Annotated in this window: 22 protein-coding genes; 11 read left to right on the forward strand and 11 right to left on the reverse strand. The window is 69.8% G+C overall.

Features of this window, described 5'->3' with window-relative positions:
• The 6 genes from VG899_06005 to VG899_06030 all read right to left on the reverse strand — a co-directional run.
• Nucleotides 1–227: hypothetical protein (locus VG899_06005; protein HWA65907.1), on the reverse strand; the 227-nt coding region annotated here is incomplete at its 3' end.
• 140 nt (nt 228–367) lie between these two features.
• Nucleotides 368–1840, reverse strand: a complete 1473-nt coding sequence (locus VG899_06010; protein HWA65908.1) for an AMP-binding protein — start codon at nt 1838–1840, stop codon at nt 368–370.
• Complete coding sequence (locus VG899_06015) at nt 1837–2562, reverse strand: SDR family oxidoreductase (protein ID HWA65909.1); 726 nt, start codon at nt 2560–2562, stop codon at nt 1837–1839. Before VG899_06015 ends, VG899_06010 begins: the two co-directional genes overlap by 4 nt.
• Nucleotides 2555–4069, reverse strand: a complete 1515-nt coding sequence (locus tag VG899_06020) for a class I adenylate-forming enzyme family protein (GenBank protein ID HWA65910.1) — start codon at nt 4067–4069, stop codon at nt 2555–2557. The genes VG899_06015 and VG899_06020 overlap by 8 nt, the downstream gene beginning before the upstream one ends.
• Complete coding sequence (locus tag VG899_06025; GenBank protein ID HWA65911.1) at nt 4066–4992, reverse strand: acyl-CoA dehydrogenase family protein; 927 nt, start codon at nt 4990–4992, stop codon at nt 4066–4068. The genes VG899_06020 and VG899_06025 overlap by 4 nt, the downstream gene beginning before the upstream one ends.
• Nucleotides 4989–6143, reverse strand: a complete 1155-nt coding sequence (locus VG899_06030; GenBank protein ID HWA65912.1) for an acyl-CoA dehydrogenase family protein — start codon at nt 6141–6143, stop codon at nt 4989–4991. The genes VG899_06025 and VG899_06030 overlap by 4 nt, the downstream gene beginning before the upstream one ends.
• Nucleotides 6144–6277: 134 nt before the next feature.
• On the opposite strand from VG899_06030, the gene VG899_06035 reads away from it, so the two are divergent.
• Nucleotides 6278–6862 carry an HD domain-containing protein gene (locus VG899_06035; protein ID HWA65913.1) on the forward strand — a complete coding sequence of 195 codons (585 nt, stop codon included), beginning with the start codon at nt 6278–6280 and terminating at the stop codon, nt 6860–6862.
• 48 nt (nt 6863–6910) lie between these two features.
• Here the strand turns inward: VG899_06035 and VG899_06040 are convergent, their stop codons facing one another.
• The 3 genes from VG899_06040 to VG899_06050 are packed head-to-tail and all read right to left on the reverse strand — an operon-like array spanning nt 6911 to nt 11149.
• Nucleotides 6911–7342, reverse strand: coding sequence for a VOC family protein (locus tag VG899_06040; protein ID HWA65914.1), 432 nt, complete (start codon nt 7340–7342; stop codon nt 6911–6913).
• Between the two features lie 5 nt (nt 7343–7347).
• Entirely contained in the window at nt 7348–9387 is a 2040-nt protein-coding gene (locus VG899_06045; GenBank protein ID HWA65915.1) for a hydantoinase/oxoprolinase family protein, read from the reverse strand.
• A 4-nt stretch (nt 9388–9391) separates the two neighbouring features.
• Nucleotides 9392–11149 (reverse strand): hydantoinase B/oxoprolinase family protein, encoded by a 1758-nt coding sequence (locus tag VG899_06050; protein ID HWA65916.1) that lies wholly within the window; start codon nt 11147–11149, stop codon nt 9392–9394.
• Nucleotides 11150–11294: 145 nt separating this feature from the next.
• Between VG899_06050 and VG899_06055 the strand changes: the two genes are divergently transcribed.
• The 6 genes from VG899_06055 to VG899_06080 are packed head-to-tail and all read left to right on the forward strand — an operon-like array spanning nt 11295 to nt 18173.
• The gene (locus tag VG899_06055; GenBank protein HWA65917.1) at nt 11295–12956 is read left to right on the forward strand and encodes a class I adenylate-forming enzyme family protein; all 1662 of its coding nucleotides are present in this window, start codon (nt 11295–11297) and stop codon (nt 12954–12956) included.
• Nucleotides 12953–14158, forward strand: a complete 1206-nt coding sequence (locus VG899_06060) for a MaoC family dehydratase N-terminal domain-containing protein (protein HWA65918.1) — start codon at nt 12953–12955, stop codon at nt 14156–14158. The genes VG899_06055 and VG899_06060 overlap by 4 nt, the downstream gene beginning before the upstream one ends.
• Nucleotides 14159–14169: 11 nt before the next feature.
• Entirely contained in the window at nt 14170–14991 is an 822-nt protein-coding gene (locus VG899_06065) for an enoyl-CoA hydratase-related protein (GenBank protein ID HWA65919.1), read from the forward strand.
• 19 nt (nt 14992–15010) lie between these two features.
• Nucleotides 15011–16537 (forward strand): acyl-CoA synthetase, encoded by a 1527-nt coding sequence (locus tag VG899_06070; protein ID HWA65920.1) that lies wholly within the window; start codon nt 15011–15013, stop codon nt 16535–16537.
• 38 nt (nt 16538–16575) lie between these two features.
• A complete protein-coding gene (locus VG899_06075) occupies nt 16576–17376 on the forward strand; it encodes a dienelactone hydrolase family protein (protein HWA65921.1) in 801 nt (266 codons plus the stop codon).
• On the forward strand, nt 17373–18173 hold the full coding sequence (locus VG899_06080) for a phytanoyl-CoA dioxygenase family protein (protein ID HWA65922.1): 801 nt from the start codon (nt 17373–17375) through the stop codon (nt 18171–18173). Before VG899_06075 ends, VG899_06080 begins: the two co-directional genes overlap by 4 nt.
• Before the next feature lie 5 nt (nt 18174–18178).
• On the opposite strand, the gene VG899_06085 is transcribed toward VG899_06080, so the two are convergent.
• Entirely contained in the window at nt 18179–19021 is an 843-nt protein-coding gene (locus VG899_06085) for a maleylpyruvate isomerase N-terminal domain-containing protein (GenBank protein ID HWA65923.1), read from the reverse strand.
• 95 nt (nt 19022–19116) lie between these two features.
• Between VG899_06085 and VG899_06090 the strand changes: the two genes are divergently transcribed.
• Entirely contained in the window at nt 19117–19509 is a 393-nt protein-coding gene (locus VG899_06090) for an MmcQ/YjbR family DNA-binding protein (GenBank protein HWA65924.1), read from the forward strand.
• 30 nt (nt 19510–19539) lie between these two features.
• On the opposite strand, the gene VG899_06095 is transcribed toward VG899_06090, so the two are convergent.
• Nucleotides 19540–19938, reverse strand: coding sequence for a DUF952 domain-containing protein (locus tag VG899_06095; GenBank protein HWA65925.1), 399 nt, complete (start codon nt 19936–19938; stop codon nt 19540–19542).
• A gap of 208 nt (nt 19939–20146) precedes the next feature.
• Here VG899_06095 and VG899_06100 point away from each other — a divergent pair, with 208 nt between their 5' ends.
• From VG899_06100 to VG899_06110, 3 genes are read left to right on the forward strand one after another with little or no spacing between them, the layout of a single operon-like run.
• A complete protein-coding gene (locus tag VG899_06100) occupies nt 20147–22789 on the forward strand; it encodes an AMP-binding protein (GenBank protein HWA65926.1) in 2643 nt (880 codons plus the stop codon).
• Nucleotides 22786–24006: a cytochrome P450 gene (locus VG899_06105; protein HWA65927.1), complete on the forward strand. Its 1221-nt coding sequence runs from the start codon at nt 22786–22788 to the stop codon at nt 24004–24006. Before VG899_06100 ends, VG899_06105 begins: the two co-directional genes overlap by 4 nt.
• Nucleotides 24003–25460: an acetyl-CoA synthetase gene (locus tag VG899_06110; protein ID HWA65928.1), complete on the forward strand. Its 1458-nt coding sequence runs from the start codon at nt 24003–24005 to the stop codon at nt 25458–25460. The genes VG899_06105 and VG899_06110 overlap by 4 nt, the downstream gene beginning before the upstream one ends.
• Nucleotides 25461–25466: the final 6 nt, after the last annotated feature.

Genomic DNA, 25466 nt, shown 5'->3' on the forward strand with positions numbered 1-25466 from the left:
TCGGCGCCGGCGTACATCACCGCCGCGTGCAACCGCGCCGGATAAGGAACCGGCCCGCTGAACGTCGCCAGCGTGCGCGGATACACGTATTGCCAACGACCCGACTCCACCAGCCAGCGGACCTTCTTGGCTGACATGCCCGCTGCCCTGCAGGCCGCGAGGTCGACGATCCCCTCGGTGTCGCGACCTAGATAGGCAAGACCGGCATCACGCAGCGGGTTGAGCACGCGCCCACGGTCGGCGGCGCGCAACGCCGCCCGTCCCGTCGAGCAGCCAAGTGTGGATGCATCCCGGGCCGAACGGTGGTTGTGAAGGGCGAACGCCCGGGGGACGACGGAAACCCTTCACGACCGAGTGGGAACCGAGGTCAGCCGCCGCGAGCCTCGACCATCGCGCCGCGGCTGACCTTGGTGGCCGCGCTTCGCGGGATGGCGTCGACGAACTCGACGGTCTTGGGCACCTTGTAGCCGGCGAGCTTGCCCTTCGCGTACGCGATGACATCGGCCTGCGTCGGTGGCGCGGCGTGGTCCCTCGCCTCGACGACCGCGTGCACCCGGCGGCCCCACTGCTCGTCCTTCAGCCCGATCACGACGACATCGGCGATCTCGGGGTGGTCGATGAGCGCGCTCTCGACTTCGGCGGGGAACACGTTGGCCCCACCCGTGACGATCATGTCGACGCGACGGTCGGCGAGGTAGAGGTAGCCGTCCTCGTCGACCCGGCCGATGTCCCCCGCCGTACCGAACCCGTCCTCGGTCATCGGCAGCAGCGCCGCGCCGCCCCGGTAGTCATAGGAGCCGGTCAGCGGCGAGCGCATATAGATGTCACCGAGCTCGCCGACCGGGACCGGGTTGCGGTTCTCGTCGAGGATGCGGATCTCGGTGTCCCGGAAGCCGCGCCCGACGCTTCCCTCGTGCGCCAGCCATTCGTCGCCGCGCAACGAGGTGAGGCCGAGCTGCTCGGTCATCCCGTACGCCATCACGACCTTCTCGGGCGCGAGCAGGTCGAACCAAGTGCGCAGCAGCGACGGCGGCATCATCGCCGCGCCCTGCAGGATCCACTCGACCGTCGACAGATCGCGGTCAGCTACGCCTTCGACGTCGGCGATGCGCTGCAGCATCGTCGGCGTCGCGGTGAACGTCGTCACCTTGTGCCGCTCGATCGCATCGAGGGCAACCCTCGCGTCGAACTTCTCGAGGATCACCAACCGGTCGCCACCGAGCAGGAAGTTGAGCGTCGCGAAACCGTTCGTGTGGTACATCGGCGCCATCACGAGGATGACCTGCGGGCGGGTGCAGCCCTGCCAGTTGGAGATGAACGGGTCCGACAGGCTCGGCAGCCATTCCGCCGGGCGGGTGCTCATGATCACCTTCGGCGTACCCGTCGCGCCGCTGCTACAGATGCCGTTGATCTGCGGCGCGACGACCTCCGGCATCGGGCTTTCGTCTGCCGCCGCGACCTCGGCGCGCATCGCGTCCAGGTTGTCGCTGGACACCGTGACGGCCGCATCGATGACCGCGAGGACGCGGTCGCGCTCCCAGTCGGGCAGGTCCCAGCGCACCGGGATCGGGACGGCACCGGCCTTCCAGCAACCGAGCAGCGCGCAAGTGAGGTCGACCGAGTTCTGTACGGCGACGGCGATCCGGTCACCCACGCCGGCGCCGTGCGCCTGAAGCACTCGCCCCCACCGGTTGGCGCCACGATCCAGCTGGGACCAGGTGAGAAAGGTGTCGGCGCCGTCGAGGGAGACCAGGACCGCGCCGATGCCGTCGGGATCAGCTTCGGCCAGCTGCTGCAACTTGGTGCCGAAAGGGATCGGTGTCATCTCCGGGGCGGTCATGACTGCTGCTTCGCCTTCGCTGCGGGAGGGAGCAGCGGCGGCGGCGCCAGCGGTCCCTCGGGGTTGGCGTACATGAAGATCTCCGGTACGACGACGCGCGGGTGGAGGCTGTCGAGGAACAGCACCGCGTCGACGACGTCGCTCGACTGCAGCGCCACCATCTCGAAGGTGACCTCCTCGAGGATGTCGGTCTCGACCGGCGCCGGGATCACCACGTTGACGTTGATCCCGTCGCGGCTCACCTCACGGCGCAGCGCCGACGCGAACGCGTCCAGCCCTGCCTTGGACGCCGAGTACGCCGTACGGCCCTTCATCGGCTCCTTGCTCGCCGACGAGCCGATGTAGACCAGCCGACCACCGACCGGCATCTTCGCCAGCACCGCCTGCGTCGTCACGAACGCCGATCGCAAGTTGGCGCTCAGCACCTGGTCGAGGTCGTCGAGGGAGAGCTTGCGAAGGAACGTGCCTTTGAGGATGCCCGCGGAGTGCACGAGCAGATGCACCTCGTCGACCGCGTCCGCCACCGCGGACATCTGCTGCTCGTTCGCGCCGTCGGCTACGACGTAGCGGGCGCCGATCTTCTCGGCGGCGGCGCGCAGCCGGTCCTCGTTGCGGGCCGTGATGACGACGTCGTACCCGCGTCCGACCAGCCCTTCGGCGATCGCAAAGCCGATGCCGCCGCTGCCGCCGGTCACGATGGCGGTGCGCTTCTGCTCAGTCACCCTCGACACTCTCCAGCAGCTCGACCAAACCGGTACGCACGACCTTGCCCATAGCGTTGCGGGGCAGCGCGTCGACCACCGCGATCCGCTCCGGGATCTTGTAGTCCGCCAGCTGCCGCCGGCACGCCGCCAGCAACGCATCGACATCGACCTCGCCAGCGGTCTCGACGAGCGCGGCGACGCGTTCGCCCATCCGCTCGTCCGGCACGCCGAACACGGCGGCGCCGGCGACAGCCTCCTCGGCGACCAGCACGCGCTCGACCTCTGCCGGGTACACGTTCGCCCCGCCGCGCACGATCAGCACCTTCAACCGGTCGAGGACGGTCAGCCAGCCTTCGGAGTCGACGACGCCGTAGTCACCGGTCGGGACCGGCACCGTCGGCTGGTCGACCACCTCACCCTCGCGCCACACGCCGAGGTAGGGCGTCCAGCGACCCGTCCACTCACTCTCCGAACGCGGGGACAGGCACAGCTCGCCCTCCGCGTCTCGCGGCAGCAGCGTGCCGTCGTCACGACGCGCCTGTACCCACAGGTGTGGCAGCACCCGGCCACTGGCGCCCGGCCGCCGCTCCCCGCCGACCGGGTCGATCGACACGACGGTCGGGGCCTCGGTCAGGCCGTACGTCGCGCGGATCGGCAACCCGTAGAGCTCGGCGAACCGCGCCCGCAGCTGGTCGGGGCAGTCGCCGCCGCCGCTCCACACCTCACGCAGCGACGCGAGCCGCGCCGGGTCGACCTGCTTGCGGGTGACGAGGTCGTGCAGCTGAGCAGGCACACCGTTCCAATGCGTGACCTGCTCACGCTCGATCCATTCGGTGATGCCCTCGGCGTCGCGGCGGTCCATCACGACACAACAACCCTGCGCCTGCGCGGTCAGCAGCGTGGTCAGCACCATGAGGTTGAGGATCGTGAGTGGAAGGCAGTCGCCCTTGCGCAACGACGGACCCCACCCGCGGCTCGCGACGAGCACCTCCCCGGGCAGCAACAGGTTGTGCTGCGAATGCACGATTCCCTTCGGTACGCCGGTCGTGCCACTCGTGTAGGCGATGCCGGCGGGGGCATGCGGGTCGATCGTCACCGTCGGCGGCTGTCCCGCCGAGTCGGTCGCGGCACGCAGCTCCTCGGCCGTCACGCCGCGGCCACCGACCGACCGCAGCGCGTCGGCGCAGTCCGCGACCGCGGCGTCGCCCGCCAGCAGCAGCGTCGGGGCGCAGTCACGGAGCAGGTGCTGCTTCTCGGGCACGGCCAGCGCCTCACCGACGCCGACCCAGATCGCGCCCAGCCGCATCGCGCCGTGGAAGGCGAGTACGACGTCGATGTCGTTCGGCAGGCTCGCCGCGAGCCGATCGCCAGGACGCAGACCCAGCTCCCACAACGCCGCAGCGGCGCGATCGGCTGCCGCGTCGAGCTCGGCGTACGTCAGTCGGGCCGAGCGCGCGATGACCGCCGTCGCGTCCGGCCGGTCCCGCAGCGCGGCGTCCAAGACGCCGGGGATCCCCGTCCTCATGAAGAGAACAGCGTCTCGAACTCGCCGTTGCGGACCGCCGGCACGAGCCGCAGCGCCAGGGACTCGCCGGAGAACGGCTCCCGGAGCAACGGCTGGAGGTGCCGGTCGATCACCGACACGTCGTGCTCGTCACAGAACCCGATCGCGCCGAGCAGCTGGTGGCAGGTACGCATCACCGACCGCGCGGTGTCCACGGCATGCAACCGCAACGCCACCGCGTCAGCCCGGCGCTTCGACGGTTCAGCGGCGGCGAGCCGCCACGCGGTGTAGCGGGCGAGCTCGTCGAGCCCGACGAGCGCAACGTTTGCGTCGGCGATGCCGAACCGCACTACCTGGAACTGCGCGAGCGCCTGGTTGAACTGCTTGCGCGCCTTGACGTGCTCGACCACCTGAGCGAACGCGGCCTGCAGGCCACCGAGGATCCGCCACGCACCGAGGACGAGATGCCGGGCGACGTCGTCGCCGGCGACGGGGTCGACCGGCTCGCCGAGGCCGGCCGGCACGAGGAACGGGCCGAGTTTCGCCCGCGCCGGTAGACCGCCGATCGTCAGGAGGTGAGCGGCTCCGTCGAGATCGGACCCGATCCACTCGCCGGGCAGGTCGCCGTGATCGACCCGTGGAGCAGCCGGTGAGATCAACGCGAGGCGCCGCCCGTCGACCTGCAACAGCGTCTCGACGACCGGAAGCGGCAGGCACAGCGCACCGGCCGCACGGCACAGCTCGGCGGCAGCGAGGAACTGGTCGAGGTCGTCGCGCACGTCGAGCTCGAACGCCCCGAGCTCGTCGAGTGCCTTGACGGCATCGTCGCGCAGCCCGCGCTCCGTTTCGGCGCGCAGCCCGAACTCGACCCCACCGAGTCGTTCCAGCCGGCCGCGCACCGCCTCGCCGTACGCAACGGCGTCCTCCGGCAGCGCGGTGTTCACCGCGACGACCCGAGAACCGACCGGGCGACCAGCATCCGCTGCACCTCGATCGTGCCGGAGGCGACGGTGGCGGCCTGCGCGTAGCGCCAGTGGTCGTCGATCGAGCCGTGCAGGATGGCGTCGGGACCGGCGTCGAGCGCACCGGCTCCCACCGCGTCGACGAGCACCTCGGCGACGGTCTGGTCGCACATCGTCGTGACGATGCGAGCGGTCGACGCGGCCGAGGGGTCGATCCCGGCGCCGTCACCGACCGCGCGGTAGGCGAGCAGCCGGGCGACGCGCAGGTCGACCAGAGCGCGTACCCATCGCGCGTGCAGGGCCGGCGCCAGCGACTCCCACGCGCCGGCGTCGACGTCGAGCACCTCGAGCAGGCGCTGCATGAGCGATTCGCACCGGGCGTACCGCGCGATGCCGACCCGCTCGTAGGCGAGCGCGTCGCGCATCACCTTCCACCCGGCGCCGACCTCGCCGAGCACATCTTCCGGACCGACTCGCAGCCCGTCGATGAACACCTCGTTGAGGTGGTGCGGCCCGAGCATGGACGGGATTGGGCGTACCTCGATGCCGTCCCGATCCATCGGGACGAGGAACAGCGTGATGCGTTGCTCGCTCGGCGCCTCAGGGTCGGTGCAGGTGGCGAGCACGCACCACTGCGCCATGAGCGCGTACGACGTCCAGACCTTCTGGCCGGTGACGACCCAGCGGTCGCCGTCCTTGACTGCACGAGTGCGGAGCGACGCGAGGTCGCTGCCGGCTTCGGGCTCGGAGAACCCCTGGCACCAGATCACCTCACCGGCCGCGATCGGCGGCAGATGCTTGTCGCGCTGGGCCTGGGTGCCGTGACGCATCAACGCAGGGCCGACCCAGTTGACGCCCATGTACTGCGGGCCGCGCGGCTCGTGGTGAGCCCACATCTCCTCGCGGACGATGGTCTGGTCCCACGCCGAGCCGCCACCGCCGCCGTACTCCTCCGGCCAGGCCAAGCAGAGCAGACCTTGCTCGGCGAGGATGCGGCAGAACTCGTTGCACAACTCGAGGTCGGCCGGGTCGTCGGTGCACGCCCCTTGGAAGGTCTCGGGGATGTGAGTGTGGATCAGCTGACGCAGCCGCGAGCGAAGCGCAGCGGCGTCCGCACCAAGGTCATAGTCCACGACGCAAGAGCATATGAACCCCCGCCGAGCCCAACGTTCTTGGTCTCTCAAGGGGGGTTGAAAGACCAACAACGTTGGGCTCGGCGGGAGGTAGGGTTCGGCGCCGAGGCGCTCGCCGTTGGAGGATTGGCAACATGACTCAGGTAAGTGATCGCGCGACGTTCCACGACATGGCACAGAGCACGCAGCAGGACTGGCAGATCATCGCCACGCACCAGGCCAACTACATGGTCGATCTTCCGAGCCGGGTGCTGGACCACCTGCGTCTGCTCGACGGCGACTTCTGCGGGTTCGCGGTGGACCGACTGACGCACTCGCTGCAGACGGCGGCTCGCGCCGAGCGGGCCGGCCGCGACGACCGCTACGTCCTGGCCGCGCTGCTGCACGACATCGGTGACACCCTCGGTTCGTTCAACCACGCCGACATCGCAGCCGCAATCGTGAAGCCGTTCGTGAGCCCCGAGATCCACTGGATGGTCGAGCACCACGCCGAGTTCCAGGGCTACTACTTCTTCCACCACCTCGGCCTGGACCGGGACATCCGCGAGAAGTACCGCGGCCAGCCGGAGTTCGACCTGACCGCGGAGTTCTGCGCCGAGTACGACTCGCCCGCCTTCGAGCCGGCGTACGACACCCCGCCGCTCGAGCACTACGAACCGCTGGTCCGCTCGCTGATGAGCAGCCCCATCCGATCCATCTACATGCGTGACGGGGACTAGCCCCACTCCGTGTCGATCCGGCCACCCGCCGAAGACCGGTTCGAGTGCTCAGCCGAAGGAGACGGCCTGGTCGAGCAGCTCGACCATCACCCCGTCGGGGTCGACGACCATGGCGGAGAGCTTGCCGGCCGGCGTCGGCATGATGCGAGGCGTCCCGCCGAGGCCGAGGTCGGCGAGCCTGGCCAGGGTCTGCTCGACCGGCCTGATGAAGGACACCAATGTCAGGCCTCGCTGCGGATAGCCCGTCCTCGGCCCGTCGACGCCGTCACCCGGAAAGAGCTGCATGAGCTCCAGCCGTGCCGATCCCGGAGTGGCCCGATCAGCGAGGAAGCAGGTCCGCACCGAGTCGGTGCGCACCCCGAGCAGGTCGTACATGTCGCCGCGAAGCGTGACGTCGAAGACGACCTCGAGGCCGATGCCGTCGACGTAGAACCGCAGCGAGGCGTCGAAGTCGGCCGGGCACAGCCCGACGTGGTCCATCACCGTCAGAGGTCGATCAGGATGTCGCCCTCGGGCGTCGCTTGCGCGCGCTCGCCCGGCCCGACGATGACGGTAGTGAACGGGCCGGTGATCGCGGCCGGCCCGGTGAGGGTGACGCCCGGGCGCATCGACGCCATGTCGTACACCGCCACCTCGTCGTGCCAGGAGTCGCCGATGTACATCCGCCGCGAGCTCGCCGGCTCGATCGACGTCGCGCGTTCCAGCACCAGGTCGATCGGCTGCGCGACCTCACCGACGGCGACGAGCCGTACGCCGCGAAGGATCGGGTCCTGCGCGCGCGCCTCGATCAACCGTGCCTCGGCGTTGCGGCGGTGGAACTCGTTGACGGCGGCGTCGACGTCGGCGGGGTGCTCGACCGGGATCGAGACGTCGAAGGTCTGGCCCGGATAGACCAGCAGCAGCGACCACTCGAGCTTGATCCGCTCGTCGGGGACGTTGGCGACCTTCAGCTCGGCACGCGCGTTGGCCTCGAGCTCGGAGGCCAGGGCGCCCAGATGCGTCAGGTCGACCTTCGCGATCGGCGAGATGTAGCCGCGGGAGTCGTCGATCACGTGGTTCGCCGACAGCAGGCCGAGCGCGGAGAACCCTGCCGCGGCGGCCGGTACGACGCAGCGGCGCATCCCCAGCGCGCGCGCCTGCACCGTCGCGTGCACGCCGCCCATCCCGCCGAACGCGACCAGGTTCAGCTTGCGCGGGTCGGCGCCGGCGAGGGAGAGCACCCGGCGTACCGCGTCGGTCATGTTGGCGTCGACGATCCGTACGGCGGCGGCCGCCACGTCCTCGACCGACATCCCGACGCGCTCGCCGACCTTGGCGAGCGCATTCCGCGCGGCGTCGACGTCGAGGGTCATCCGGCCGTTCGCGAAGCCGTCCGGCGCCAACCGGCCGAGCACCAGATCGGCGTCGGTGACCGTCGGCTCGGTCCCGCCCCGGCCGTAACACACCGGACCGGGCTGGCTCTGCGCCGACTGCGGGCCGACGTGCAGGACGCCGCCCTCTTCCCAGACGATCGAACCGCCGCCGGCGCCCACCGACGGGATGTCGATCATCGGGATGCCGATGCAGTAGCGATGGAACCAGTTCCAATCCATCTTGATCTCGGGCCGGCCGTCGCGGATCAGGCAGACGTCGTAGCTCGTCCCACCCATGTCGACGCTGACGACGTCACCGAGCTCGGCCTTGCCGGCGACCTTGGCCGACGCGGTAACACCGCCGGTCGGTCCGGAGCCGATCGTCGCCACCGCTCGGCGCGCTGCCGCATCGGCCGTCGCCACCCCGCCCGACGAGGTCGCGACGAGGAGCTCGTGGGCGTACCCCGCCGCGGCGAGCCGAGAGGTCAGGCGGCCGAGATAGCGCGCGATCGGCGGGCCGACGTATGCGTTGACGAGCGTGGTCGAGGTCCGCTCGAACTCCGGCGGCTTCGGCAGCACCTCGTGGGACAGCGACACCATCTCCACGTCGGGGTACTCGTCGAGCACGATCTCGCGCGCCCGCAGCTCGTGCGCGTGGTTGAGGTAGGAGTGCAGGAAGCTGATCGCGATCGAGGTGATACCGAACGCGCGCAGCCGTGCCGTTGCTTTGCGCACGCCCTCCTCGTCGAGCGGCGTCTCGACCTCGCCCTCGGCGGTCATCCGTTCGTCGACCTCGAGCCGCACCCGACGTCGGGCGATCGGGTACGGCGCCGGCAGCGACGGGTCCCAGATGTCCTCCTTGTAGCAACGGCGGAACTCGATCTCGTCGCGGAAGCCCCTCGTGACGATCAGCCCGGTCGGCGCGCCGGTCATCTGGATCATCGTGTTGTCGCCGGTGGTCGTGCCGTGCACGATCGTGTCGGTCCGGCCGAGCAGCTCGTGGAGGCTGAGCCCTTCCGCCGCGGCGGCCTGGGTCAGCGCGTTGACGACGCCGTCGCTCTGGTCGGCGGGGGTGGTCGGCGACTTCTCGAGCAGCAGGCTGCCGTCGGGCCGCATCACGACGCAGTCGGTGAAGGTGCCGCCGACGTCGACACCGATTCGATAACCCGCCACGGAGCTAGCCCTTCGCCGCGCGCGCGGCGCGTTCCTTCTGGGTGGCGTCCTCGTCGAGCGCGAGCGTCATGTCCTCGAGCGATCCGGTGATGACGACGCCGTAGTCGCGCTTCGCCGCCTCGATCGAGACGTACTCGTCCCACACGTCGTCGAGCACCGCCTGCGGGTCGCGCAGGAGCGGGTCGCCCCAGCCCCCACCGCCGCCGAACTTGTAGTCCAGCCGGTCGCCGGTGTCGAGCAGTACGCCGGACACCGCGGTCTCGACCTTCGTCTCCCCGACGTAGCAGATGTCGGGAGACCCGTCATGGCCGCCGGCGATGCCCGGGTGGGTGTGACGCTGGTTGACGACGTACTGGTTGATCTGGGTCGGAGTACGCACCTCTTTGATGAAGTGGCTGCCGCAGCCGCCCCGCCACTGACCGGGGCCTCCCGAGTCGGTGATGAAGTTGCGGCCGCGCAGGATGTGCGGGAACAGCTGCTCGTTGATCTCCGCGCTCGCCTTGATGAGGTTGCCCATCGAGGCCGCGAGCGCGCCCCAGCCGTCGGTGCCCTTGACCGCGCTCACCCAGCCGGCACTGACCTCGCCGCCGTGGTCGAAGAACGGGCGTCCCGTGCGCGGGTCCACGTCGCCCCACATCTGGCGCGGGCTGCCGAACTTGTAGCTCTGCGGGCAGCACCGGTCCGGGAGGATCTTGCTCATCGCGATGGCGATCGCGTCGCCGACCTCCACCCCTGGGTGATGGGTCCCGCTCGAGACCGGCTTGCCCTCCGTCGGGTTGAGACAGCACCCCTCCGGCACCCGCAGGTCGATGCAGTTGAAGAAGCCCTCGTTCTTGGGGATCGTCGGGTCGACCAGGCTCGCCAGCTGCGCGATGACGTTGCCGCGGGTGTTGCCGAACGTCGACCACGCCTGGATGTGGGGCCGGGTGTCGGAGCCCTCGAAGTCGATGATCAGCCGATCACCGGTCACCGTGATCTCGCAGTGCACGTGGATGTCGGTGTTGCCGGCCGGATCGTGGTCGCAGTAGACGTCCGCGGTGTAGGTGCCGTCGGGCCAGCTTGCGATCTCCTCGGAGAACCGACGCGTCGCGTCGGCGATCGTCCAGTCGACGGTCCCCTGCAGCGCGGCCGCGCCGTACTCCTCGATGATCTCGGTCAGCCGCCGGGCGCCGAGCTGCGCGGCGCCGACCTGCGAACGCAGGTCGCCGATGAAGCCGGGCAGCCGACTGTTCGACCGCATCATCAGTACGACGTCTCGCCGCTCCACGCCGCGCTCGACGAGCTTGAGCACCGGGTAGCGGACGCCCTCGCTCCAGATGTCCTTGGCGAACACGTTGTAACCGCCGGCCATCGCGCCGCCGGTGTCGCCGTGGTGGCACTGGATGGAGGCGAACAGCATCAGGTTGCCGTCCGGGTCGAACACCGGCGCGAAGACGTTGACGTCGGGCAGGTGGCCGCCGCCGTGGTAGGGGTCGTTGGCGATCAGCACGTCGCCCGGGTAGAGCTCGCCGTCGAAGAACTCGCTGGCGAAACGGACCGGCAGCGTCGAGGAGAGCATGAACTGCGGGATGCCGACCGACAGCGCCGCGAGCCGGCCGTGGGCGTCGAGGATGGTCGCGTTGCGCTCGTTGGACTGGTTGAGGATGGGCGTCGTCGCGGTGCGCGACACGTACGTCGCCATCTCGAAGCAGATGGTCTCCATCGCCGAGCGGATCACCGTCGCGGTGACCGCGTCGACCCCTGGGCTGGCCTCGATCGTCACGGCGGAGCCTCCGTAAGAGAATCTGGACGGCGCTGGAGGAGAACGCTGCTCTCCTACGTGTGGAAGTCTGTCACAGCGGAGCGAATGGCACATCCGCTCTCGCACGTCGGCCGAATGGAAGATTGCTATGGCTAGAGGGGGGCGGATGGCACATCCGCTCTACGAGGGTCCGCCGTTCGATCCCGACGCGTTCATCGCCTCCGGCCGGCCGCTCACGATGGGCGGCTTCCTGCTCGAGATCGCCCGCCGGTACGCCGCCAACGAGGCGCTGGTCTTCGACGACCCGCTGCGAGGCGGCGAGACGATCCGCTGGACGTACGCCGACCTCGAGCGACAGGCACGCGACGTCGCTCGCGCCCTCATCGCGCGCGGGGTCAACCCGGGCGAGCGCGTCGCGACACTGATGGCCAACCGGCCCGAGGCGGTCGCGGCCTACTTCGGGGCGGCCCTCGCCGGCGCGGTGATCGTGCCGCTGTCGACGTTCGCGACGAAGCTCGAGCTGGCCACGTTGCTGGAGGCCGCCGCGCCCAGCGCGCTGCTGCTGCAGACGTCGATGGGCAACCGCAGCTTCGCCGCTGACATCGCCTCGCTACAGGACGACGACGCCGCGGTGCCGGCACTGGTCGTCGCCCTCGGGCCGGAGGAGGACCGGCACGGCATCGAGGGCTGGGAGTCGTTCCTCGGCGACGCCGACGAGACCGACGACGGCGTGATCGGCGCAATGGTCGCGGTCACCGATCCCGGCGACACCGGACTGATCATGTTCAGCTCCGGTACGACGTCGACGCCGAAAGGCGTCGTGCACCACCACCAGGCGCCGACCCTTCAGTTCTGGATCCAGGCCGAGCTGTTCGGTCGCCACGAGCAGACCCGGATGTGGACTGCGCTGCCCATCTTCTGGACCGCCGGGATGAACACCGCAATGGGTGCGACGTTGGCCGCCGGCGGCACCTGGGTGATGCAGGAAGGGTTCGACGCCGGCATCGCGCTGGCACTGATGCAACGAGAGCGGGTGACCGAGGCCTACACCCTGCCGCACCAGGCGCGCAGCCTCGCCGAACACGGCGACTGGGCGAGCACCAACCTGTCCAGCCTGCGCAGCGTGTTCGGCAAGGCGGTGTTCGCGAAGCACCCGAGCGTGACCAACCCCGACCCGGACTGGCAGATGCCGGTCGGCTGGGGCATGTCGGAGACCTGCGCGTTCATCTGCGCCTACCCGTCGAGCAGCTCGCGCGAGCTGATGCGCTCGAGCCTCGGCGTACTGCTGCCGGGCAACCAGCTGCGCGTGGTCGACCCGGAGACCAACGAGCCGGTGCCCGCCGGCGAGGAGGGCGAGCTGCTCATCAAGGGCCCGACCCTGATGCAGCACTACCTCGGCAAGACCCCGCAGCAGTGCTTCGACGCCGACGGCTGGTTCCACACCGGCGACGTCGGCCACGTCGGCGAGGACGGCGGCGTCCACTGGAGCGGGCGGCGCGACGAGGTCATCAAGACCGCCGGGACGCTGGTGTCCCCCGCCGAGATCGAGGTGGCGCTGCGGGCGTACCCGCCCGTCAAGCTGGCCCGGGTGCTCGGTGTGCCCGACGAACGGCTGGGCCAGCTCGCGGTGCTGTGCGTCGAGCTGCGCGACGGGGCCACCGAGACGGCAGCGGACGTGCAAGGCTTCCTGCGCGAGCGGATCGCGGCGTACAAGGTGCCCAAGCGGGTGGAGTTCTTCGGCGCGGGCGAGATCCCGCTGACCGCAAGCAAGACCAAGGTTCGAGACGACGAGCTGCGCGCGCTGCTCGAAGCAAGGGAGAAGGCATGACCGATACGGACTCCACTGATGCAGGCGAGGGGTTGGACGTCTCCGACCTCGCCCGGCACATGGGCGTGCCGATCATGCCCGGCGAGCTCAAGGACCCGATCGCCCTGAACGACATCAGGCGCTGGGTGCAGGCGATGCACTACCCGAACCCGCTGCACTACGACGAGAAGTACGCCGCGGAGAGCCGGTTCGGGCGGATCGTCGCGCCCCAGTCCTTCACCGTGGCGACCGACACCAGCCACGGCTGCGCACCGGCGCAGGTCGGCCGGATCCCCGACTCGCACCTGGTCTTCGGCGGCGACGAATGGTGGTTCTTCGAGGCTCGCCTCGAGCCCGGCGACAAGGTGCTCTGCCACCGGATGCCCTATGACTACAAGGTGTCGGAGACCTCCTTCGCCGGCCCGACCTGCTTCCAGCGCGGCGACACCCTCTACATCACCGACAAGGGGGGCCGCGTCGCGCTGCAGCGCTCGACCGCGATCCGCTACAAGGTCCGTAAGGCGAAGGAGAAGGACCTCTACAACGCCGACTCCGAAGCCGGCGACGCCGAACCGGAGTGGACCGAGGAGAAGATCGCGGAGCTCGACGTCATCAAGGGCGAGTTCATCGACGCGGTGCAGGCACTCGGGCACGACAAGCGGCTGCTCGGCTCGGTGAAGGAAGGCGACACGTTGCCGCGCAACGTCCTCGGCCCGCACACCCTCGCCAGCTTCACCACCGAGTGGCGCGCCTACCCGATGACCACGTGGGGCGCGATGGCGAAAGGCCCGACGTCGGTCAAGGGCATCGACCTCGGCTACACGAAGGAGTTCGCCGGCAACGAAGGCGACCGCAACCTCGAACGCCGCGACCCCGAGCGCACCGACGGTGCGTACTACGGGCCGTCACGCGGTCACCTGCAGCCGCAGTGGGCGAAGAAGATCGGGATGGCACGCGGCTACGGGTACGGCGCGTCGATGGGCGCGTGGGTGCTCGACTACGTCGCGGCCTGGGCCGGCGAATGGGGTCACATCACCCACGCCGACGTGAAGTACCGCTCCCCCGCGCTGACCGGCGACGCCAGCTTCATCACCGGCACGGTCACCGGCGTACGCGAGGAGCGCCGTCGGGTGCATGTCGCCGACGTCGACGTACGCATCGTCAACCAGGACGACCAGGTCCAGGCAAAGGGCTCGGTCTCGGTCCAGCTCCCGCTCGAATAGAAGGAAGAACAGTGCCCATTCACTACGAGGTCGGTGCGCGCGACGGCGCCGAGCGCGTCGCACTCATCACGATCGACCGGCCCGAGGCGAAGAACGCCTGCGACCTCGAACACTTCCACGCGCTGGCTCAGGCGTGGAAGCGCTTCGGCGAGGACGACGCGGCGTGGGTCGCGATCATCACCGGCGTCGGCCGCAACTTCATGTCGGGGGCGGACCTCAAGACCTACATCCCCGAGGTCACCAAGCTTGCCAAGCGGATCCAGGCGGGCGAGACCGACAAGATCGGCGACTACTCGCTGTCCGACGGCACCGACGCGGTGCTGCGCGGCAGCAAGATCTACAAGCCGATCATCGCCGCCATCAACGGCCCGTGCGTCGCGGGCGGCATGGAGATGCTGCTGGGCACCGACATCCGCATCGCGACGGACAACGCGAGCTTCGGCGTGCTCGAACCGGCACGCGGCCTGTTCGCGGGTGGCGGCTCGACGGTGCGGCTGCCCCGCCAGCTGCCGTTCGCACTCGCGCAGGAGTTCCTGCTGTGCGCCGACCGCATCGACGCGAGGCGCGCGCATGAGATGGGGCTGATCAACGAGGTGGTCGCGGAGGACGACCTGCTCGACGCGGCGTTCCGCATGGCGGCGCGCATCACCAAGAACGCCCCGCTCGCGGTCCAGGCGACCAAGCGCAGCGTGATCGAAGGACTGAAGACGGACATGCGCGCGGCGTACAAGCTGGAGTCGGCCATCTCGCAAGAGGTCTTCGCCACCGAGGACGCCAAGGAGGGGCCACAGGCGTTCGCGGAGAAGCGCGAACCGAACTGGCAGGGTCGGTAGTGAAGGAGTCACTGAGCAGGTGAGCGGCGAGTTCCACCCCTCGGTCCACGCGGCCAACGCGCCGGACCGCCTCGCGGTCGTGATGCCGTCGACCGGCGAGAGCCGGACGTACGCCGAGATGGAGGCGAACTCCAACCGGATCGCCGCAATGCTGCGCTCGCGCGGGCTGGAGCACGGCGACGTGGTCGCGGTCGTCATGCCCAACGACGTGGCGTGGTTCGAGATCGTGTGGGGCGTCCAGCGCTGCGGGCTCTACCTGGTGCCGGTCAACTGGCACCTGACGCCGAAAGAGGCGGCCTACATCGTCGCCGACTGCGAGGCGAAGGCGCTGATCGCCTCTGCCGCCCTCGCCGACACCGTCGCCGCCTTGGGCGAGGCCGCCGACAACGTCTCGCTGCGCTTCTCGATCGGCGGCTCACTCCCGGGTTTCGAGTCACTCGAGGACGCGACTGCCGGGCAGCCGGAGGTCGCCTCGGCCGACGACGTCGAGGGCAGCTGGATGTTCTACTCCTCGGGGACGACCGGCGTACCGAAGGGGATCAAGCCGGCGTTGCCGACGATCGAGCTCGGGGCGATGAACCCGCTCGTCGGGCTGATCAGCGGGCTCTACGGGTTCACCCCGGAGTCGGTCTACCTCTCCCCCGCGCCGCTCTACCACGCGGCGCCGGCCGGTTGGACCACGACAGTCCACCGCATCGGCGGCACCGTCGTCGTGATGGATCGGTTCGATCCGCTGGACTGGATGCAACTGGTCGCCGACCACAAGGTCACCCACACCCAGATGGTCCCGACCTACCTCGTCCGGCTGCTCAAGCTGGCCGAGACGACCCGCGCCCGCTACGACCTGTCGAGCCTGCAGGTCGTGGTCCACGCCGCGGCGCCGTGTCCGCCGGAGGTCAAGCGCGCCGCGATCGACTGGCTCGGACCGATCGTCTACGAGTACTACGCGGCGAGTGAAGGCACCGGCTTCTGCGCGATCGGCCCGCAGGAGTGGCTCGATCATCCCGGCTCGGTCGGCAAGTCGCTGCTCGGCGCGGTGCACATCCTCGACGAGGACGGCAACGAGCTGCCGGTCGGCGAAGAGGGCGAGATCTGGTTCGAGGCGATCCACCGTTTCGCCTACCACGGTGATCCGGAGAAGACCGCGCGCGCGTTCAACGACAAGGGATGGAACTCGATCGGCGACATCGGGCGGCTCGACGAGGAGGGCTACCTGTATCTCACCGACCGGGTGTCGAACATGATCATCTCGGGCGGGGTCAACATCTATCCGCGGGAAGCCGAGGACGTGCTGATCCTGCACTACGCGGTGGAGGACGTCGCGGTGATCGGTACGCCGGATGAGGTGATGGGCGAGCAGGTCACCGCATTCGTCCAGCTCCGCGAGGGCGAGCCCGCTTCGCCGCAGCTCGCCGAGGAGCTCGTCGAGTTCTGCCGCGAGCGGCTGTCCCACTTCAAGTGCCCGCGTGAGGTCCGCTTCGTCGACTCGCTGCCACGCCTCCCGAACGGCAAGCTCCTCAAGCGCCTGCTGACGTCCTCGAAGTAGCACGACAAGTTCTCGGAAGGGCCGGAGATGATGCTGCCGTGACCGATGCTTTGAGTGACTTCACGCGCGAGCCCTTCACGGCCGACGGCAAGACCAAGGACATCTACCGCAAGGGCGACGGCCCGGCGGTGATCGTCATCTCCGAGATCCCGGGCATCACGCCGAAGGTCGCCGACTTCGCCCGCATGGTCGTCGACCGCGGCTGTACGGCGGTGATGCCGCACCTGTTCGGCGAGCCCGGCAAGGACATCTCGATGGGGTACACGCTGAACACGCTGGCCAAGCTGTGCATCTCCAGCGAGTTCACCAAGATGGCGACGAAGCAGTCGGGCAAGGTCACGACGTGGCTGCGGGCGCTCGCCCGCTCGGAGCACGAGCGCTGCGGCGGGCCCGGGGTAGGCGTGGTGGGCATGTGCTTCACCGGCGGCTTCGCGCTCGGGATGATGGTCGACGCACCGGTCGTCGCGCCGGTGTTGAGCCAGCCGTCGGTGCCGTTCCCGTTCGGGTCACGCCGCAAGGCCGACCTCGGGATCTCTGACGCGGAGCTGGCCGTGGTCAAGCAGAAGGTCGCGCAGGGCGGTTGCGTCATGGGGCTTCGCTTCACCGGCGACCCGATGGCGCCGGCGGACCGGTTCGCGACATTGCGTCGCGAGCTCGGTGACGGCTTCATCGGGGTCGAGCTCGACTCTTCGGAGTCGAACCCGCACGGGCACCCGAAGGGCGCACACTCGGTCCTCACCGAGCACCTGGTCGACCAGCCTGGTACTCCGACCCGAGAGGCGCTCGACCAGGTGCTCGACTTCTTCACCGACCGTCTCGGCGTAACCGCAGTCCGATGAGCGACGTCGTCGCCGCCGTACAGCGGGACGGCTACGCGATCATCGAGAACGCGTTCCCGACTGATCTCGCCGACGAGCTGCGCGAAGACCTCGATCGTCTCGAGCACGAGCTCGGTGTCGTTGCGTCGGACAACGACTTCGAAGGATTGAAGACGCTACGGATCTACAACCTGTTGGCGCGCGGCGCGCTGTATCGACAGATCCCGACGTGGTCCACCGTGCTGCCGATCGTCGAAGGCGTCCTCGACGCCGGTTGCCTGATCTCCTCGCTGTCCTCGATCGTCATCTGCCCCGGGGAGACGGCGCAGCCGATCCACAGCGACGACATCCTGATCCCGCTGCCGAAGCCGCACCCGCCGCTGGTCTGCAACACGATGTGGGCCATCACAGACTTCACGGAGCAGAACGGCGCCACCCGCCTCGTACCGGGATCGCATCTCGAACCGAGCCCGACGTACGGCGGCGACTACCCCACGATCCCGGCCGAGATGGCGAAGGGCAGCGTGCTCGTGTGGGACGGCGCACTCTGGCACAACGGTGGCGCGAACCGCAGCGGCGAGCGGCGCTACGGCATCGCGATGAACTACTGCGCCGGCTACATCCGCCAGCAGGAGAACCAGCAGCTCGGGCTGCCCGCCGACCTCGTCCGCACGTTCTCGCCGCGCCTCCAGGAGCTGGTGGGATACGGCGTCTACAGCGGCCTCATCGGTCACATCGACAAGCAACGCCCAGCCGACCTGCTCGCCGGCGACCGGCTACCCGACGCGATGGTCTGGGACGCGACCAGCAAGCGCTGAGCCGGTCACGCCATGACCTCGGCGAGGCGGTGAAACCGGTTCAACGCACCCGCCTCGCCGACCGGAGGCTGCTGCGGGGAGCGCCCGGTCAGGGAGTCGACCAGATCTCCGGCACGACCTGACACATGTGACGTTGCCGCCCTCGGCGCGAAGCCGGCTGTGGCCGAGCCGTCGGCCGCGCACTCGACGTGCATCGTCTGGTCCAGATCGCTGATGTGCACGTCGTACGCCGCCGCCGGATCGGTGGCAGCGTCCGCCTCCCGTGCGACACAGGCAAGAGCCAGAACGTAGCCGGTGACCACGGAAGCCTCGACCGGATCGCTGACCGGCGTCTCGGTCATCGGCAGCAGCAGGTCGCGCTCGTGCACCCAGGAGTCGAACAGGAAGTGGTTGAGGGACAAGTAGGCAGGCACGTTGCCGGCGGGCGCTTCAGCCAACCTGTCCCACCCGGTTTCGGCCAGCACTTCGCACTCCCGTTGCACCCGCTCATCCATGCCGGCCAACCGGTCGAGCAGGTCGCGTTGCGACAGACCTCGGAACTGCTCCGCCGTCACTGCGGGTGTCTGCTGCGGGTCGAACCCTTGCAGCAAGCGGCTGGCTTCGCCCTTGCCGGCGAGATGGAGTGTGTACCCGAGGAACTGCGCTCCCGAGATCAGGTGCTGCACCAAGCCGGTCACATCCCACGCGGAGCACCGGGTCGGCGTCGACCACCGCGACGCCGGGAGCTCGCCGAGCCAGCCCCGCAGCCGGGCACGATGGGATCGCCAGGCGGCCTCGATCTGGGCAGGTTCGTTGGCGACGCGCATCGGCACACCGGCATCGCCGTAGTACTGCATGACCCGGGTCACGAAACCCCCAAAGCTGCGCGACGGCACGAAGGCCCCCGCAGGCTATGCCCGCAGCGACCGCGGCTGTAGCGGGCTTCCCGCGTAGCGTTCGGAAAGTGGACGCACCCCTTGATCTTCCCGAGGAGTTCGTGAACCACGTCCGCGAGATCTGCCTTGCGCTACCGGAGGTGGCGACACGGGTCGACGAATCGCAATCCCCGGCGCGGTCGACGGCGTACGTGTTCGATGTCCGCCGGAGGCCGTTCTGCACACTCATCGCTGCGCAGAACCGCAACGGGCGAGCGAGGACGATGGTGGTCCTTCGAGCTCGCCCGGGTGAGCGAGCGGCGCTTATCGCCGCCGGCGCGCCGTTCTTCGCACCCCGAGGCGCGCCGGATCGGCTCGGCATCCTCGTGTCCGCCGGCACTGACTGGATGGAAGTGCGTGAGCTCGTCACCGAGAGCTACCGGCTCATCGCGCCGAAGAAGCTCACGGCCCTCATCGACTAGCGCCTCAGGCGGCTGCAGCGCCCACCGCGACTACATGTCGGTCGGCAGGACCCAACCGGCGGACTGCTTCGTCATGGTGCGAGTTGCGACCACGGCCTCGACGGGGAGGGCGCCATAGATGTGCGGGTATCGCTGCGACCCTCCCTCGAGGTTTTCAATCCGGATCTCCGACGGCACGAGAGTCGAATCGATCTCGAGGAGCAGCAGCTCTTGGTCCCAGTCCCCATACACAACGTTCGCCACGCTGACGACCTGGTCGGCAAAGGAGCAGTGGATATAGCCGACATCGGCCAACGACTTGCCCCGGGTCGACTCGGTGAAGGTTCCGGCCCGCGTCGCCGTTCGCCAGGTGGTCGGCTCCGTGATGTGAAAGATGCGACGACCTGCCAACACCGCATCGCGGCTAGCCGCCGGTGGATCGATGTCCAAGAACCCCATCACCGCCCTCGATCTCTACTGACCGGAATCGCAACAGCTCGCGAAAGCCCGCCTTCGTGGGCGGCGATCAGCTCAGCGCAGCGACCGACATCCTCGACCCGCGCTGGGCGGACAACAAGCACAGCTCAGTATCGAAGCGCCGCGGTGCGGAACGGTCCTGGCTGGAAATGAGAACGGCGCTCCCCTAGGGTTCCACGGTGTGACCGATGCGGCCGTCGTCGGGGTCGCCGAGCTTGTGGTCGCCCGCGCAGACGACGGCGACGTCGGACTGCTGTACGGCGACCAGACGTGGACGTGGCGAGAGGTCGTCGCGGAGGCCAGCACCCGGGCCGCCTGGCTGCTCGCCACCCTCGATCCGTCGAGGCCGCTCAACGTCGGACTGCTGCTCGACAACACCCCCGATTTCGTCTTCACGTTGTTCGGCGCCGCGCTCGCGGGAGCGAGCGTCGTCGGCATCAACTCGACCCGCCGCGGCGCCGAGTTGCAGCGCGACATCGACCACACCGACTGCCAGCTGGTGCTCACCGACCGCAGGCTCGCCGAGCTGCTCGACACGGCGCATCTACTGGTCGAGGACGTACCCTGGCGCGAGCACGCCGGCGCGCCGCTGCCCGCTGAGCTCCCGAACCCGTCGACGTTGCTGCTGCTGATCTTCACCTCAGGCTCGACGTCCGCGCCGAAGGCGGTCCGAAAGTCGTCCGGCCGGATCGCCGCCGACGCCAATCTCGGGTTCCCCAAGACCGACACCCTCTACATCTCGATGCCGCTGATCCACGGCAACGCGTTGTTCGGTGCGCTGTTCCCCGCGCTGGCCGCCGGGGCGCGGATCGCGCTGCGCGACCGGTTCTCGGCCAGCGGCTGGCTCGACGACGTACGGCGCTACGACGCGAACTTCACCACCACCGTCGGTCGCGCACTGTCCTACCTCCTGGCGACCCCGCCCCGCCCGGAAGACCGCGACCACAAGCTGCGCATCGTCCTCGCCCCGGAAAGCTCGCCGCGCGACGCGAGCGACTTCACCGCCCGGTTCGGCGTACCCGTCGTCACCGGCTACGGCCAGAGCGAGGGCGGCATCACGTTGCTGCCGAGCCGCCGTCACGGCGCACTCGGCCGCGCCCCCCAAGGCACCGACATCGCGGTGGTCGACCAGGCGACGGGCGAGGAGAAGGCAGTCGCCGACCTCGACGAGAACGGTCTGCTGCGCAACCCCGAGCAGGCGATCGGCGAGCTGGTACGCCGCGACTCGACCGGGGCCTTCGAGGGCTACTGGGCCAACTCCGAGGCGGACCGCAGCCGGCTCCGCGACGGCTGGTACTGGTCGGGAGACCTCGCCTACCGCGACGCCGATGGGGTGTTCTTCTTCGCCGGCCGCGCCGGCGACTGGATTCGCGTCGACTCGGAGAACTTCGCCTCCGCGCCGGTCGAGCGGATCATCGACCGGTACGACGACGTCGCCGCCGTCGCGGTCGTAGGGGTAGCCGACGCGCACAACGGCGACCAGGTGCTCGCCGCCATCCAGCTCGTCGACGGCGCCGAGTTCGACCCGGCGACGTTCGGCAAATGGCTCGCCGCGCAGCCCGATCTCGGCACGAAGTGGCTGCCGAAGTTCGTCCGGGTCTGCCGCACCCTGCCGACGGTGGCCCACGACAAGACCGACCGGCAGCGCATCAAGCGCGAAGCGTGGGCGACCAGCGACCCGGTGTGGTGGCGACCGGACCGCGAGGCGTCCTACCAGCGGTTGACCGATGACGACCGGACCGCGCTGTACGCCGAGTTCGAGGCGAACGACCGGCTCTCGCTGGCGCCGCAGCGACCTGCCGCGTCGCGCAGCCGGAAGGCGCTCGCCGCCGGCTTCGCGGCGTGGTTCGCCAGTCGCGACGGCGCCGCCCCGCAGGTCAGCGTCGAGCGACCGCAACCGGGGCTGTCCAGCGACACGCTGTTGCTCGAGGTCGACGACGGCGTCGACGCAAGGAAGCGCTACGTCGCCCGGCTGCCACCGCAAGGCCCGGGCCTGTTCCCCGACTACGACCTCGCCCGGCAGGCGCACGTGCAACGCGCGGTGCGCGACGCGGGCATCCCGGCGGCGCCGCTCATCGCGATGGAGACCGACCCGACGTGGGTGGGCTCGCCGTTCCTGCTGATGCCACGCGTCGCCGGTCGGACGCTCACCACCAGCCCGCCGTACCTCACTCACGGCTGGCTCGCTGAGGCGAGCCCGGGCGAGCAGGCCGCGACGTTCCGCCGGTTCGTGGACATGCTGGCGCGCATCCACCAGCTCGACCTCGCCGTCGTCGCGGACGCGACGACCGGCGGCGGCCCGGACCTGGCGAGCGTCGTGGACTACTGGGAGGCCTACCTCGACTGGGCCACCGACGACGCCGACGGCACCGCGATCTACCGGGAGGCGATCGCGTGGTGCCGCGCCAACCTCCCGGCGACCACCCCGCCGACCGTCGTGTTGTGGGGCGACCCCCAGCTGCAGAACCTGGTCACCGGCGACGACGGCGAGATCGCGGCGGTGCTCGACTGGGAGATGTCCGGGCTCGGCCCGGCCGAGCTCGACGTCGCGTGGTTCCTGACACTGCACGAGCACGCCGCTGAGACTGCCGGCACCGACCTGCCCGGCTACCCGGGACGCGCGACGATCATCGACTGGTACCAGGAAGCCGCCGGGCGCGAGCTCGCCGACCTGCACTTCTACGACGTCCTCGCCAACCTCCGCAGCGGAGCGATCGTCCAGCGCATCGGGGCGATCATGGCGATGGCCGGCCACCCCGCGACCTGGACCGCCCACGTGCCACAGCCGCGCCACCTCCCGCACCTGATCGGCGTCGCGCCGTGAGCCCGGCGGCGGAAACGGATGCGGCCGCGGTCCTGGACCCTGACACGTGGACGTCGGGCGCACCGTACGACGCACTCGCGCGGCTGCGTGCCACCGCTGCGGTCCACCGCGTCGAGCTCCCCGAGCTGCCATCGATCTGGCTGCTGACCCGGCACGCGGACGTGGTCCGGGTCAGCCGCGACGACGCCACGTTCAGCTCCTCGACCGGCAACACCTTTGTCGAGGTGCCGGCCGCGGCGGACTCCGCGATGCTGCCCAGCCTCGACCCGCGGCGGCACACCACGATCCGCCGCCTGGTCAACCAGGCCTTCACCGCGCGCAACGTCGCCCGGCTCGAAGACCGGCTGCGCACCACCGCGGCCGCGATCGTCGACCGGGTGCTCGACCTCGGCGAGTTCGACGCGGTTCCCGAGATCAGTGCCGAGATGTCGCTGCAGGTCATCGCCGAGGTGTTGGGCATCCCGCAGGAAGACCGGTTGCGGATCTTCGACTGGAGCAACGCGATCGGCAGCCTCGGCATCGAGGACCCCGACTACGCGCCCACGCCCACCGCCCTCGCCGAAGCGGGCATGGCGATGTTCGCCTACTGCCAGGAGCTCGTCGCCGAACGCCGGAAGGCGCCTCCGCGCGACGACATCATCGGTGCGCTGCTCGCCGCGCGGGTCGACGACGAGGCGCTCACCGACGCCCAGCTCAACGACTTCTTCCTGCTGCTGGCCGTCGCGGGCAACGAGACCACCCGCAACACACTCAGCCACTCGATCCACGCGCTCTCCCAGCACCCCGAGCAGCGCGAGCAGCTGGCGAACCGCGGCGCGACGACGCCGGCCGTCGTCGACGAGCTGCTGCGGTGGTCGACCCCGGTGCTGCACTTCCGCCGTACCGCCGCGGTCGACACCGAGATAGGCGGCGAGCACATCGAGGCGGGAGACTGGGTCGTCATGCACTACCTGTCGGCGAACCGCGACGAGCGGGTGTTCGACGACCCGCAACGCTTCGACGTCAACCGCGAACCCGGGCCGCACGTCGCCTTCGGCGGCCTCGGCACCCACTTCTGCCTCGGCGCCCAGCTGGCGAAGCTGGAAATCGCGGTGATGCTCGACGAGCTCTACACCCGGGCGCCGCACCTCGTCGCGACCGAGCCCCCGAAGCGGCTGCGGTCGGCGTTCTTCCACGGGATCAAGTCGCTGCCGTGCCGCATCGAAGGAGCAGGATGACCAGCACCGACCTCGTGGTCGTCGGGGTCGCGCAACAGACCGTCCGGCCACCGGGCCCGGCCCCCGAGCCGCTCGAGTGCTGGGAGCAGGTGGCGCGCGCCGCGGCCCAGGACGCCGGCGTCCCCGACCTGCTGGCCGCGATCGACTCGATCCAGATCGTGTACTGCCAGAGCTGGTCCTACGACGACCCGGTGGCGCGGCTGGCCGAACGGCTGGGCGCGTCACCGAAGCACCGGGTGTACTCCGGGATCGGCGGGACCGTCCCTCAGCTGCTCGTGTCGCAGACCGCCGAGGCGATGCGACGTGGCGAGCTCGACAGCGCGCTGATCGTCGCGGCGGAATGCCTCGCCACCAAGAAGGCGCTCAAGCGTGCCGGCGAGAAGCCGGCCTGGTCGCACCGGGAGACCGAGCGCTCCGCGTTCCCGTGGACGCCGCCGCCGGCGGTCGAGCTCGCCCATGAGGTCTTCCAGGCGTGGGAGACGTTCCCGCTGTGGGACACCGCGCGGCGCGCGGCGCGCGGAAGCGACCTCGGGTCCTACGCCCGGGAGATGGCCGAGGTCATGGCCGCGATGACGCCGGTCGCCGCGGCCAACCCATACGCCTGGAGCCCGGAAGAGCTCACCGTCGAGCAGGTCGAGACCGTCGACGCAAGCAACCGTTTCGTCGGCTGGCCCTACACCAAGTACGAGGTGTCGGTCATGGACGTCGACATGGCGGCGGCGCTGCTCGTCACGACGGTCGAGAAGGCGGACTCACTCGGCATCCCGCAGGACCGGCGGGTCCACCTCGCCGGCAGCGCGTACGCCGAGGACCCGGCCGGCATCGCCGAGCGGGAGGACATGTCCGCGTCCGCGGCCATGCGGGTCACCGGCCGCACCGCCCTCGACGCCGCGGGGATCACCCTCGCCGACGTCACCTGCTTCGACCTCTACTCCTGCTTCCCGTCGTCGCTGACGCTCGCTTGCGACGCCCTCGGCCTCGACCCGCTCGACCCGCGTGGGCTGACCGTCACCGGCGGGCTGCCGTTCGCCGGGGGCCCCGGCAGCGGGTACGGCGTACACGGCATCGCGACCGCCGTCGAACGGCTGCGCGCGGACGGCGGCCGCGCGTTCGTGACCGGCGTCGGCATGCACCTCCAAAAGCACGTCGCCGCGGTCTATCGCAGCGAGCCCGGCTGGACTCCGACGCCCGACGTCCAGCCAGAGGTCGATGCCGCCCAGGCACGGCGAAGCCTCGTCGACGCCTACGAAGGGCCCGCCACGGTTGCGGCATACACCGTCGCCCACGACCGCGAAGGTGCGCAGAACGCGCTGCTCGTCCTCGACGTGCCCGGTGGCCGCACCCTCGCCCGCGCGTTCGAGGCCGAGCTGCTCGACGACGCCAAGTCCCGCGAGCTGGTCGGCGAGACGGTCGCCGTCATCACCGACGGCAAGAAGAACACGGCGACCTGGTGAACCGCT

Source organism: Mycobacteriales bacterium (genome assembly GCA_035550055.1).
Lineage (GTDB): Bacteria > Actinomycetota > Actinomycetes > JAFAQI01 > JAFAQI01 > DASZTV01.

What these genes read in the sequence shown, in the direction of transcription:
- VG899_06010 (HWA65908.1), bottom strand. Translation starts at nt 1,840, where the DNA reads ATGACCGCCCCGGAGATGACACCGATCCCTTTCGGCACCAAGTTGCAG.
- VG899_06020 (HWA65910.1), bottom strand. Translation starts at nt 4,069, where the DNA reads ATGAGGACGGGGATCCCCGGCGTCTTGGACGCCGCGCTGCGGGACCGG.
- VG899_06035 (HWA65913.1), top strand. Translation starts at nt 6,278, where the DNA reads ATGACTCAGGTAAGTGATCGCGCGACGTTCCACGACATGGCACAGAGC.
- VG899_06040 (HWA65914.1), bottom strand. Translation starts at nt 7,342, where the DNA reads ATGGACCACGTCGGGCTGTGCCCGGCCGACTTCGACGCCTCGCTGCGG.
- VG899_06055 (HWA65917.1), top strand. Translation starts at nt 11,295, where the DNA reads ATGGCACATCCGCTCTACGAGGGTCCGCCGTTCGATCCCGACGCGTTC.
- VG899_06060 (HWA65918.1), top strand. Translation starts at nt 12,953, where the DNA reads ATGACCGATACGGACTCCACTGATGCAGGCGAGGGGTTGGACGTCTCC.
- VG899_06080 (HWA65922.1), top strand. Translation starts at nt 17,373, where the DNA reads ATGAGCGACGTCGTCGCCGCCGTACAGCGGGACGGCTACGCGATCATC.
- VG899_06110 (HWA65928.1), top strand. Translation starts at nt 24,003, where the DNA reads ATGACCAGCACCGACCTCGTGGTCGTCGGGGTCGCGCAACAGACCGTC.